Source organism: Rhodococcus sp. RD6.2 (assembly GCF_001040705.1).
GTDB lineage: Bacteria > Actinomycetota > Actinomycetes > Mycobacteriales > Mycobacteriaceae > Rhodococcus_G.
Genome location: NZ_CVQP01000001.1, coordinates 960,339 through 972,922, shown reverse-complemented (window position 1 = coordinate 972,922; position 12,584 = coordinate 960,339). Strand labels below are relative to the sequence as shown.

At 63.4% G+C, this 12,584-nt stretch carries 9 protein-coding genes and 2 rRNA genes; 1 reads left to right on the top strand and 10 read right to left on the bottom strand.

Translation table 11 applies throughout. From position 1 onward, the window contains the following. From RHCRD62_RS04345 to murA, 3 genes are all read right to left on the bottom strand, one after another. Positions 1–1,713: ribosomal RNA gene (locus tag RHCRD62_RS04345) — 23S ribosomal RNA — on the bottom strand; the annotation flags it as partial. Positions 1,714–2,050: 337 nt separating this feature from the next. Then, positions 2,051–3,568: ribosomal RNA gene (locus RHCRD62_RS04340) — 16S ribosomal RNA — on the bottom strand. Positions 3,569–4,191: 623 nt separating this feature from the next. Then, a complete protein-coding gene (gene murA / locus RHCRD62_RS04335) occupies positions 4,192–5,454 on the bottom strand; it encodes a UDP-N-acetylglucosamine 1-carboxyvinyltransferase (RefSeq protein ID WP_172670994.1) in 1,263 nt (420 codons plus the stop codon). Positions 5,455–5,513: 59 nt separating this feature from the next. Between murA and RHCRD62_RS04330 the strand changes: the two genes are divergently transcribed. Continuing rightward, on the top strand, positions 5,514–6,089 hold the full coding sequence (locus tag RHCRD62_RS04330; protein WP_050063358.1) for a cob(I)yrinic acid a,c-diamide adenosyltransferase: 576 nt from the start codon (positions 5,514–5,516) through the stop codon (positions 6,087–6,089). A 47-nt stretch (positions 6,090–6,136) separates the two neighbouring features. Here the strand turns inward: RHCRD62_RS04330 and RHCRD62_RS04325 are convergent, their stop codons facing one another. The 7 genes from RHCRD62_RS04325 to RHCRD62_RS04295 all read right to left on the bottom strand — a co-directional run bounded on the left by RHCRD62_RS04325 (position 6,137) and on the right by RHCRD62_RS04295 (position 12,582). Beyond that, the gene (locus tag RHCRD62_RS04325; RefSeq protein ID WP_050063357.1) at positions 6,137–6,589 is read right to left on the bottom strand and encodes a DUF2550 domain-containing protein; all 453 of its coding nucleotides are present in this window, start codon (positions 6,587–6,589) and stop codon (positions 6,137–6,139) included. Positions 6,590–6,629: 40 nt separating this feature from the next. Continuing rightward, complete coding sequence (locus RHCRD62_RS04320; RefSeq protein WP_050063356.1) at positions 6,630–6,995, bottom strand: F0F1 ATP synthase subunit epsilon; 366 nt, start codon at positions 6,993–6,995, stop codon at positions 6,630–6,632. 6 nt (positions 6,996–7,001) lie between these two features. Continuing rightward, positions 7,002–8,450 (bottom strand): F0F1 ATP synthase subunit beta, encoded by a 1,449-nt coding sequence (gene atpD, locus RHCRD62_RS04315; RefSeq protein WP_050063355.1) that lies wholly within the window; start codon positions 8,448–8,450, stop codon positions 7,002–7,004. A 3-nt stretch (positions 8,451–8,453) separates the two neighbouring features. Then, the gene (locus tag RHCRD62_RS04310) at positions 8,454–9,425 is read right to left on the bottom strand and encodes a F0F1 ATP synthase subunit gamma (RefSeq protein WP_050063354.1); all 972 of its coding nucleotides are present in this window, start codon (positions 9,423–9,425) and stop codon (positions 8,454–8,456) included. Positions 9,426–9,472: 47 nt separating this feature from the next. Next, on the bottom strand, positions 9,473–11,116 hold the full coding sequence (atpA, locus tag RHCRD62_RS04305) for a F0F1 ATP synthase subunit alpha (RefSeq protein WP_050063353.1): 1,644 nt from the start codon (positions 11,114–11,116) through the stop codon (positions 9,473–9,475). Between the two features lie 74 nt (positions 11,117–11,190). After that, complete coding sequence (locus RHCRD62_RS04300; protein WP_050063352.1) at positions 11,191–12,015, bottom strand: F0F1 ATP synthase subunit delta; 825 nt, start codon at positions 12,013–12,015, stop codon at positions 11,191–11,193. Between the two features lie 6 nt (positions 12,016–12,021). After that, a complete protein-coding gene (locus RHCRD62_RS04295) occupies positions 12,022–12,582 on the bottom strand; it encodes a F0F1 ATP synthase subunit B (protein WP_050063351.1) in 561 nt (186 codons plus the stop codon). Between the last annotated feature and the right edge of the window lie 2 nt (positions 12,583–12,584).

Below are 12,584 nucleotides of genomic sequence, written 5' to 3'. Positions count from 1 at the left end.
CCCTACACGCTTACACCAGTACTACCACTAACTGGCCCAGCTACCTTCCTGCGTCACCCCATCGCTTGGCTACTACCAGCTCAGGTTCCGTGCATCCACACCCAGGTTCCCCGAAGGGAAGTAAGAGCGCTTCAGGACGGTTAGTATCACTGATTCACCATTGACGCGTTCACACGGGTACGGGAATATCAACCCGTTGTCCATCGGCTACGCCTGTCGGCCTCGTCTTAGGTCCCGACTCACCCTGGGCGGATTAACCTGGCCCAGGAACCCTTGGTCATTCGGCGGACAAGTTTCTCACTTGTCTTTCGCTACTCATGCCTGCATTCTCACTCGTGCAGCCTCCACAGCTAGTTCACACTGCTGCTTCCATGGCTGCACGACGCTCCCCTACCCATCCACACACCTGGCTCGACCCCCGTAAGGATCAAGCGGGCTTATGTGAATGCCGCGGCTTCGGTGGTGTACTTGAGCCCCGCTACATTGTCGGCGCAGGATCACTTGACCAGTGAGCTATTACGCACTCTTTCAAGGGTGGCTGCTTCTAAGCCAACCTCCTGGTTGTCTTCGCGACCCCACATCCTTTTCCACTTAGTACACGCTTAGGGACCTTAGCCGGCGATCTGGGCTGTTTCCCTCTCGACTACGAAGCTTATCCCCCGCAGTCTCACTGCCACGCTCTCACTCACCGGCATTCGGAGTTTGGCTGATTTCGGTAAGCTTGTGGGCCCCCTAGACCATCCAGTAGCTCTACCTCCGGNGAGAAACACGTGACGCTGCACCTAAATGCATTTCGGGGAGAACCAGCTATCACGGAGTTTGATTGGCCTTTCACCCCTACCCACAACTCATCCCCTCAGTTTTCAACCTAAGTGGGTTCGGGCCTCCACGACGTCTTACCGTCGCTTCACCCTGGCCATGGGTAGATCACTCCGCTTCGGGTCTAGAACATGCCACTAAAACGCCCTATTCGGACTCGCTTTCGCTACGGCTACCCCACACGGGTTAACCTCGCGACATGCCACTAACTCGCAGGCTCATTCTTCAAAAGGCACGCCATCACCCCCAGCAGCAAGCTGCTCGAAGGCTCTGACGGATTGTAAGCGCACGGTTTCAGGTACTATTTCACTCCCCTCCCGGGGTACTTTTCACCTTTCCCTCACGGTACTAGTCCGCTATCGGTCACCAGGGAGTATTCAGGCTTATCGGGTGGTCCCGACAGATTCACAGCAGATTTCACGGGCCCGCTGCTACTTGGGCATCACCTACGACAGTCACCATGTTTTCGTCTACGGGACTCTCACCCTCTACGACAGGCCGTTCCAGACCACTTCGACTAACACGATGATTTCTTACTGTCGGCCAATCCGGCAGAATTGACAAAGATGACCCCACAACCCCACGCACACAACCCCTGCCGGGTATCACATGTACATGGTTTGGCCTCTTCCGCTTTCGCTCGCCACTACTCACGGAATCACGGTTGTTTTCTCTTCCTGTGGGTACTGAGATGTTTCACTTCCCCACGTTCCCTCCACACACCCTATATATTCAGGTGCGGGTAACACGACATCACTCGTGCTGGGTTTCCCCATTCGGAAATCCTCGGATCTCAGCTCGGTTGACAGCTCCCCGAGGCTTATCGCAGCCTCCTACGTCCTTCATCGGCTCCTGGTGCCAAGGCATCCACCGTACGCTCTTCATTACTTACAACAAAGATGCTCGCGTCCACTGTGCAGTTCTCAAACAACACACAAACAAGAAACCAACCTGCAGACACCAGACCAGTGAAGGCTCACACCCTCACCGCGGTTTGACCTGCGGCTTCCCGCTCGTCGTTTACCCTAGAGACAAACACTCGCGTGTTCTCTCAGGACCCAACAGTGCACCGATATAACTCTCTTCCCACCAGCACTCGGGCCGGCGGTAATGAAGAAAATGNTTGTCAGCGTTCCACCCATGAGCACCACCGGATTACATGTGAATCCGAAGTGGCTCTGCCCTCACACGCTCCCCGACTCTTCGGGGTGTGTGGGGAGATGCTCCTTAGAAAGGAGGTGATCCAGCCGCACCTTCCGGTACGGCTACCTTGTTACGACTTCGTCCCAATCGCCGATCCCACCTTCGACGGCTCCCTCCACAAGGGTTAGGCCACCGGCTTCGGGTGTTACCGACTTTCATGACGTGACGGGCGGTGTGTACAAGGCCCGGGAACGTATTCACCGCAGCGTTGCTGATCTGCGATTACTAGCGACTCCGACTTCACGGGGTCGAGTTGCAGACCCCGATCCGAACTGAGACCGGCTTTAAGGGATTCGCTCCACCTCACGGTATCGCAGCCCTCTGTACCGGCCATTGTAGCATGTGTGAAGCCCTGGACATAAGGGGCATGATGACTTGACGTCGTCCCCACCTTCCTCCGAGTTGACCCCGGCAGTCTCCTGCGAGTCCCCGCCATTACGCGCTGGCAACACAGGACAAGGGTTGCGCTCGTTGCGGGACTTAACCCAACATCTCACGACACGAGCTGACGACAGCCATGCACCACCTGTATACCGACCACAAGGGGGGCCGTATCTCTACGGCTTTCCGGTATATGTCAAACCCAGGTAAGGTTCTTCGCGTTGCATCGAATTAATCCACATGCTCCGCCGCTTGTGCGGGCCCCCGTCAATTCCTTTGAGTTTTAGCCTTGCGGCCGTACTCCCCAGGCGGGGTACTTAATGCGTTAGCTACGACACGGATCCCGTGGAAGGGACCCACATCTAGTACCCACCGTTTACGGCGTGGACTACCAGGGTATCTAATCCTGTTCGCTACCCACGCTTTCGCTCCTCAGCGTCAGTTACTGCCCAGAGACCCGCCTTCGCCACCGGTGTTCCTCCTGATATCTGCGCATTTCACCGCTACACCAGGAATTCCAGTCTCCCCTGCAGTACTCAAGTCTGCCCGTATCGCCTGCAAGCCAGCAGTTGAGCTGCTGGTTTTCACAGACGACGCGACAAACCGCCTACGAGCTCTTTACGCCCAGTAATTCCGGACAACGCTCGCACCCTACGTATTACCGCGGCTGCTGGCACGTAGTTGGCCGGTGCTTCTTCTGCAGGTACCGTCACTTTCGCTTCGTCCCTGCTGAAAGAGGTTTACAACCCGAAGGCCGTCATCCCTCACGCGGCGTCGCTGCATCAGGCTTTCGCCCATTGTGCAATATTCCCCACTGCTGCCTCCCGTAGGAGTCTGGGCCGTGTCTCAGTCCCAGTGTGGCCGGTCACCCTCTCAGGTCGGCTACCCGTCGTCGCCTTGGTAGGCCATTACCCCACCAACAAGCTGATAGGCCGCGGGCCCATCCTGCACCAGTAAACCTTTCCACCAAAAGCCATGCAGCCTTTGGTCATATCCGGTATTAGACCCAGTTTCCCAGGCTTATCCCGAAGTGCAGGGCAGATCACCCACGTGTTACTCACCCGTTCGCCGCTCGTGTACCCCCGAANGGGCCTTACCGCTCGACTTGCATGTGTTAAGCACGCCGCCAGCGTTCGTCCTGAGCCAGGATCAAACTCTCCGTTGAAGACTCTAGATTTCGCGGCAAGCCGCTAATCAGTCATAGACATCGAGTCAAATCACTAGCATTCAAAAACTCAAACTAGCATTCAAACACTGACCCCGAATCCGACGGAAGAAGGACCGGAGCCAGCAATACCCACCCCATACAAATGATGGAGTGGAGTACCAAAAAATTTGGCACTGACATTCATCGGCACACTGTTGAGTTCTCAAAGAACACGCACACACCATCACCACCNAGAAACTCGNTCTCGGCCGCTCCGGGGCAACTGTTCCAGCCTAACCCATCTCCCCCACCGGCGCAAACCGTTGAAGTCGAGACAATTGATTGAGGCTTTGTCAGGCGCCTTCGTCCAACCTCGTGTCCGGCCCTTCCGGGCTGGTCGGTGTCCGTGTCGCTCTGACTCGACAAAAGTTACGTGGCCGTGAACGCCACCGCAAATCCGCTGGTCACACCACATCACGCCACCCAAAGACGCAGGTCAACACCCCGCCAACCGACCCAAACCCCCAAATCACGTCCATGTGACGCCCGACACCATGCCCGTCCGCCGCATACGAGAAGGGCCTCGGCGCCTCGCTTACGCGAGGCGCCGAGGCCCAAAGGTCATGGTTGCCGGCTGGTCGTCACTCCGTTCCCGGCACCCGCTCGATGTCTCCCCCGAGCTCGCTGAGGTCCTCGACGAACCTCGGATAACCCCTGTCGATGTGGTAGACGTCGTGCACTTCGGTCGTCCCGTCGGCGACCAGTCCCGCGAGCACCAGACCGGCACCCGCGCGAATGTCCGAGGACCACACCGGCGCACTGGACAGGCGTGGGATTCCGCGCACCACCGCATGGTGGCCATCAGTCCGCGCATCCGCACCGAGCCGAATCATCTCCTCGACGAACCGGAACCGCGCTTCGAAGACGTTCTCGGTGATCATCGACGTGCCGTCGGCAACCGCCGCCAATCCGATGGCCATCGGCTGCAGGTCGGTCGGGAATCCGGGGAACGGCAACGTCGCGAAGTTGACGGCGCGCGGACGCTCGGCCTGAACGACGCGGAATCCGTCCGGTTCGCTCGTGACATCGGCGCCTGCAGCCCGCAGCTTGTCTAGGACGAGCGCGAGATGTCGCGGGTTGACGCCGCGAACCCGTACGTCACCGCGGGTCATCGCGGCCGCGACACCCCACGTTGCCGCGACGATGCGATCGCCGATGACGCGGTGCGTCGTCGGACGCAGGGTCCGCACACCTTGGATCGTCAGGGTCGACGTTCCTGCGCCCTCGATCTGCGCCCCCATCCGGCCGAGCATGTTGCACAGGTCGACGATGTCGGGTTCGCGGGCAGCGTTGTCGATGACGGTCTCGCCGTTGGCGAGAACCGCCGCCATCAGGATGTTCTCGGTCGCCCCGACCGACGGGAATGCAAGCCGAATACTCGCTCCGTGCAGGTCCGCGGCTTCGGCGACGACGCATCCGTGCTGAATTTCGCTGGTCGCACCCAGCAGGCGCAGTCCGCTCTGATGCATGTCGAGCGGCCGTGAACCGATTGCATCGCCACCCGGTAGTGCAACGACTGCACGCCTGCACCGTGCGACGAGCGGCCCGAGGACACACACCGACGCCCGGAACTGGGTGACTGCGGGAAAGTCTGCGTGGTACTCGGGTTCCGCCGGCGTCGTGATGGCGACCTGGTCGCCTTCCAGGACGACTTCGCAGCCGAGTCCCCTGAGAACCTCCGCCATCAAGGGCACGTCGAGGATGTCCGGACAGTTCGTGATGGTCGTCGTGCCCTCGGCGAGCAACGCCGCTGCCATCAACTTCAGGACGCTGTTCTTTGCGCCGCTGACCGAGACCTCACCCGACAGTCGGTTGCCGCCGGTGACCAGAAAGCGTTCACTCACAGTCGCACAGCCTAGTCAGGCCGCCTCGGCGGTCCGTCGGGGCGCGGTACGGTGACCCCATGGCAGTCCACCTGACCCGCATCTATACGCGCACCGGCGACGACGGAACCACCGGTTTGAGCGATTTCTCGCGGGTGTCGAAGAACGATCCCCGGCTCGTGGCGTACGCGGACTGCGACGAGGCGAACGCCGCGCTCGGAGTTGCGTTGGCCGTCGGAAACCCCGACGAGAAACTGGCCGCGGTCCTCCGCCAGGTCCAGAACGACCTCTTCGACGCGGGGGCCGATCTCTCGACGCCGGTTGTCGAGGATCCGAAGTATCCGCCGCTGCGGATCACCCCGGAGTACATCGAGCGACTCGAGGGTTGGTGCGACGAGTTCAACGAGCAACTGGCTCCACTCAACTCGTTCATCCTGCCGGGCGGGACCGCGCTCGCCGCGCAGCTCCATGTCGCCCGCACCGTCGTACGCCGCGCCGAACGCGCCGCGTGGGCCGCGGTCGACGCCGCGCCCGAGGACACCAACGTCGCCCCCGCGAAGTACCTCAACCGCCTGTCGGACCTGCTGTTCATCCTCGGCAGGGTCGCAAATCCGGATGGGGACGTGCTCTGGAAACCGGGCGGCGAACAGTCCTGAGACGACGAAACCCCGGCCCATCGGGCCGGGGTTGTTCGTATCCGGACTCAGTCGCCCATTCCAGGTGGGCGTCCCCGCAGCGATCTACCCGACGGACGGGATTCGATCCACGACAGGAACGCCGTCAGCGAACCTCTGTCGAGCGCGAACTCGAACGCGCGTTCCGAGTCCTCGTCGCGCACCGAGACGATGACGATGTCGTCGGTCATGATGTCGAACTCGGTGTCCTGCGGCGATCGCCTGCCTGCGATCTCGATGCCCTGCCGCGAGATCCTCGAGTCGGGTCCGGGACGCAGGCTCGACAGCTTGAAGAACTGCAGCGTCTCCTCGCCGTAGCGGATGATCCCGTGACGCCACCCGAGGCCGGCATCGTTCGGAAGGCACCGCAGGATCGCGGCCGTCCCACCTCGACGCAGCACCACCAGTCGATACACGAAAGCCGCGACGAGGGCCGCGAGCAGCGCAACCAGAATCGAAAGAACGATCACTCCGGTGGTCACTACTCGTCGGCCTACTCGTCGCGGCTTGTCGTAATACCTGTCAGGCCCGCTCGACAGCGCGGAGCTGGCCCTTGGCGACTGCGATCGCCTCGTCGCTTGCGGTGGTGTCGGCGAGGACGGCCTTCGCGGCGTCGACGTCGATGTCTCCGGAGAAGTCCGCGGACTCCGCCAGGATCGTCACCGTCTTGCCGGTCACCGAGAGGAAGCCACCGTGCACCGCGACGACGAGACGCTCGCCCTCGGTGGTGATGGCAACGGTCCCACCCTCGACCAGCTGGCCGAGGACGGGCTCGTGGCCGTACATGATGCCGATCTCACCCTCGGTGGTCTGGGCGCTGACGAGAGTCGCCTGCCCCGACCACAGCCGCCGCTCGACGGCGACGAGCTCAACGGTCATCTCAGCCATCGTCGACTACTTTCCGGCGATCTTGGCGGCAGCGGCCTCGACGTCGTCGAGTCCACCACAGCTGTTGAACGCCTGCTCGGGCAGGTGATCGAACTCGCCCTTGCAGACGCGGTCGAACGCCTCGATGGTGTCACGCAGCGGCACCACGGAGCCGGCCTCGCCCGTGAACTTCTCGGCGACGATGAAGTTCTGGCCGAGGAACTTCTGCAGACGGCGGGCGCGGCCGACGAGGACCTTGTCCTCTTCCTGCAGCTCGTCCATACCGAGGATCGCGATGATGTCCTGCAGTTCCTTGTACTTCTGCAGGATCCGCTTGACCTCGTTCGCGACGCGGAAGTGCTCGGCACCGACGATGCCGGGTTCCAGGATGCGGGAGGTCGAGCTCAGCGGATCCACAGCGGGGTAGATACCCATCTGCGAGATCGGGCGCGAGAGCTCGGTGGTCGCATCGAGGTGCGCGAAGGTCGTGGCCGGCGCCGGGTCGGTGTAGTCGTCGGCGGGGACGTAGATCGCCTGCAGCGAGGTGATCGAGCGGCCACGGGTCGAGGTGATGCGCTCCTGGAGCTCACCCATCTCGTCCGCCAGCGTCGGCTGGTAACCCACGGCCGACGGCATACGACCGAGCAGGGTCGAGACCTCGGAACCGGCCTGGGTGAAGCGGAAGATGTTGTCGATGAACAGCAGCACGTCCTGGCCCTGCACATCGCGGAAGTACTCCGCCATGGTCAGTGCGGACAGGGCGACGCGCATACGCGTTCCCGGCGGCTCGTCCATCTGACCGAAGACAAGGGCGGTGTCCTGGAGGACGCCCATCTCTTCCATCTCGAGGTGAAGGTCGGTGCCCTCACGGGTGCGCTCACCGACGCCTGCGAACACCGAGGTTCCGGAGAACTCGCGGGCGATACGGGTGATCATCTCCTGGATCAGAACGGTCTTGCCGACGCCGGCGCCACCGAACAGACCGATCTTGCCGCCCTTGACGTACGGGGTCAGCAGGTCGATGACCTTGATGCCGGTCTCGAGGATCTCGGTCTTGCCCTCGAGCTGGTCGAAGGCCGGGGGCTTGCGGTGGATGCCCCACTGCTCGCCGTCGCGACCGAGGCCCGGGGTGTCGAGGCAGTCACCGAGGGCGTTGAACACGTGGCCCTTGACGACGTCGCCGACGGGAACCGAGATCGGACGACCGGAGTCGACGACCGCGGCGCCACGGACCAGGCCGTCGGTGGGCTGCATCGACACCGTGCGCACCAGGTTGTCGCCCAGGTGCTGCGCAACCTCGAGGGTCAGCGTCTTCGCGACAGTCGGCAGAGTGATCTCTGCGTTCAGCGCGTTGAACAGGGCGGGAACGGCGCCACGCGGGAACTCAACGTCCACAACGGGACCGATGACCCGCACGACCCGGCCGGCCGTGGCGGCCGCACCGTTCGCGTTGGTTTGGGTTACTGCTGCGGTCATGTGCTAGTCACTTCCTGCGCTCGAGGCCAGCGCATTCGCGCCACCGACGATCTCGCTGATTTCCTGGGTGATCTGGGCCTGGCGCACCTGGTTGGCCTCACGGCTCAGGGTGTTCACCAGCTCATTCGCGTTGTCGGTGGCCGCCTTCATGGCGGTACGACGCGCGGCCGACTCCGACGCCGCGGCATCGAGCAGCGACGAGTAGATCCGGGTGTTGATGTACTTCGGCAGCAGGGCGGACAGCAGCGTCCCGGCCTCCGGCTCGAAGTCGTACTGGGCCGTCGGCTCAGCACCGTTCGAGTCGGAGAGCATGTCCTCGCCGAGCTCGAAGTTCGAATCCTGGTAGCTGACCTCCAGCGGCGCCATGCGGCGGACCTCGGGAGACTGCGTCAGCATCGACACGAACTTCGTGTAGACGATGTGCAGCTCGTCGACGCCCTCGACCGTGCCCTCGCCGTTGTAGGCCTGGATCGTGTTACCCGATCCCGCCATGAACAGCTCGACGAGGTGCTTGCTGGCGCGTGCCGCGTCGGCGTAGCCGGGATCCTGGGAGAACCCGGTCCAGGCACCCTTCACGTCACGGTCGCGGAACGTGTAGTAGGTCAGGCCCTTCGTGCCCAGCACGTAGAGCACCGGCTCCTTGCCCTCGCTGCGCAGCAGCTGGAACAGCTCCTCCGCTTCCTTGAGGACGTTGGAGTTGTAACCACCACACATGCCGCGATCGCTGGTGACGACCAGCACGGCGGCACGCTTCGGGTTCGCCCGCTCGTTCAGGAGCGGGTGATCGAGAGATCCCGAGGCACTCGCCAGCGCGGAGAGCACCTTGGTGATCTCCTCGGCGTACGGCTTGGAGGCCGCGACCCGAATCTGCGCCTTGGTGATGCGGGAGGTCGCAATGAGCTCCTGCGCCTTGGTGATCTTCTTGGTCGAGTTGACCGACTTGATGCGGGAGCGCAATTCGCGCAAGTTCGCCATCTACTCAGTCCCTCCTTCCCAATTGGTGTCCGTCACGGCCGCCGCGCTCACTTGGCGACGTGCTTGCGGGTGACGGAAACCTGCTCCTGGCTGACCTCGTCGGCACCGAGAGCGGCAGCCTCGGCCTCGTTGACCACACGGCTGCCGTCGGAAGCGAGGAAGCCCTGCTTGAACTTGTCGGTCGCGGCGTTGAGCGCCTCGATCGAGTCGCCGTCGAGCGCCTTGCCGCCAGCGATCTGCTCGTACACGCCGGCGGCGTTGCGGTGCAGATCCTCGAGCAGCTCGGACTCGAACCGACGGACGTCGCCGACCGGCACGGAGTCGAAGACACCTTCGCCCGCGAGGTAGATCGAGATGATCTGGTCCTCGACGGCGATCGGGCTGTACTGGTCCTGCTTGAGCAGCTCGACCAGTCGCTGGCCGCGCTCGAGCTGAGCCTTCGAGGCGTCGTCCAGGTCGGAGGCGAAGGCGGAGAACGCCTCGAGCTCACGGAACTGAGCGAGCTCCAGACGCAGCGAACCGGAGACCTTCTTCATGCCCTTGGTCTGCGCGGCGCCACCGACTCGGGAGACCGAGATACCGACGTTGATCGCGGGGCGGATGCCCTTGTTGAACAGGTCGGACTCGAGGAAGACCTGGCCGTCGGTGATCGAGATGACGTTGGTCGGGATGTACGCCGAGACGTCGTTGGCCTTGGTCTCGATGATCGGCAGCGCCGTCAGCGAGCCGCCGCCGAGCGCGTCGGACAGCTTGGCCGAGCGCTCCAGCAGACGGGAGTGCAGGTAGAAGACGTCACCGGGGTAGGCCTCACGTCCCGGCGGACGACGCAGCAGCAGCGAGATGGCGCGGTACGCCTCGGCCTGCTTGGTCAGGTCGTCGAACACGACGAGGACGTGCTTGCCCTGGTACATCCAGTGCTGGCCGATGGCCGAACCGGTGTAGGGAGCGAGCCACTTGAAGCCGGCCGAGTCGGAAGCCGGGGCAGCGACGATGGTGGTGTACTCCATCGCGCCGTTCTCCTCCAGAGCCTGCTTCACGCCGGCGATGGTGGAGCCCTTCTGGCCGATCGCGACGTAGATGCAGCGGACCTGCTGCTTCGGGTCGCCGGTCGCCCAGTTGGCCTTCTGGTTGAGGATCGCGTCGATGCAGACCGCGGTCTTGCCGGTCTTGCGGTCGCCGATGACGAGCTGACGCTGTCCGCGGCCGATCGGGGTCATCGCGTCGATGGCCTTGATGCCGGTCTGGAGCGGCTCCTCGACGGGCTGACGCTCGAGCACGGTCGCGGCCTGCAACTCGAGGGCGCGGTTCTCGGTCGACTCGATCTCGCCCAGGCCGTCGATCGGCTGGCCGAGCGGGTTCACGACGCGGCCCAGGAAGGCATCGCCGACGGGGACGGACAGGACGTCGCCGGTCCGCTTGACCTGCTGGCCCTCTTCGATGTCCTGGAAGTCACCCAGGATGACGGCACCGATTTCGGTGGCATCCAGGTTCAGCGCCACACCGAGGACGCCGCCGGGGAACTCCAGCAGCTCGTTGGCCATCGCCGAAGGCAGGCCGGTGACGTGCGCAATGCCGTCGCTGGTGTCGGACACCGTGCCGACCTCCTCACGGGAGGCCTCCGGGGAGTAGCTCGCGGTGTAGTTCTCGATCGCGCTACGGATCTCGTCGGAGGAGATCGTCAGCTCCGCCATGTTCTTCCTGCTCTCGGTATCTGGTCTCGAAAATGGTTCTGGGTGGGTGCTGCGGGGCGCAGCGTGGACGCCGGCTACTTGAGGTTCTTGCGCAGCGATGCGAGTCGTCCCGCGGCGCTGCCGTCGATGACCTCGTCACCCACGCGGACCACGAGTCCACCGAGGAGTTCGGGGTCGACCTCCACGTGCACCGTGACCGGCTTCCCGTAGGTCCTGGTCAGCGTCTCGACGAGCCGTTCGGTCTGGGCCTCGGACAGCGCGGTGGCGCTGCGCACGTGTGCGACCGCCTTGTCACGCCGCGCCGCGGCCAGCTCGGACAGTTCGTTGAGCGCATCCGCCGGAGCCGACTCGAGTCGGCCGACGGCCTGGGTTGCCAACGCCTCGGTGACCGCCGTGACCTTGCCGTACAGCAGCTTCGACAGCAGCTCACGCTTCGCCGATGCAGGACGGGCACGGTCGGACAGGCTCTGCTCGAGGTCGGGGTTACCCGCCACGATGCGTCCGAGCCGGAACAGCTCGTCCTCGACGGTGTCGAGCTGGTTCTGGTCGTCCGCTGCACGCAGCAGCGACTCCCGCCCCAGCAGGACCAGCGAGTTGCGCAGGTCTGCGGTCGTCGACCAGTCCTGACCTGCTGCGGCGTCGATCGTCGCCAGGGTCTCGGCGGAAACCTTGCCCGAGAACACCTGGCCGGCGAGTGCCTGCCGGACGGACGCGGGAGCCGACGGATCGGCCAACGCGGCGCGGAGCGTGCGCTGGCCGTCGAGAACCTCGACCGCCGTGAACAGCTCCGCGCCGGTCTGTGCCGCAGCCGCAGTCGCCGCACCGGCCGAAACCCCGGCCAGCGCTGATTCCAGGGCGCTCCTCGTCTGAGTCAGCGCCTCACGGCTTGCTGCGTACATGGGTGCTCACTTTCCGTTTGCGGAGTCAGCGCTGACGGTGTCCAGTTCACTGAGGAAACGGTCGATCGTGCCTGCCCGCTTGACGTCGTCGGCGAGGGACTCGCCGATGACCTTCTCGGCCAGGTCGACCGCGGTGCGGCCGAGGTCGCTGCGGAGCTCCGCAACGATCTGCTGACGCTGTGCGGCGAGCTGGCTGCTGCCTGCGGCGACGATCCGGTCGCTCTCCTCCTGAGCCTGCACCTTCATCTCGTTGATGATCTGCTGACCCTGGGTGCGGGCATCCTCGCGGATGGCCGCTGCCTCGGTGCGCGCGTCGGCGAGCTGGGCGCGGTACTGCTCGAGTGCCGCCTTCGCCTCGGTCTGCGCTTCCTCAGCCCGCTTGATGCCGCCTTCGATCTGGTCGGAACGATCGGCGAGAACCTGCTGGAACTTCGGAAGGATGTACTTCCAGAAGAAGAAGCCGATGACAGCAACACAGACCAGCGACCAGACGATGTCATAGGTCTCGGGGAGCAGAGGGTTGATGTCCTCGCTCTCCGAGGCCGCGATCACGGTGATGTTCGACATCG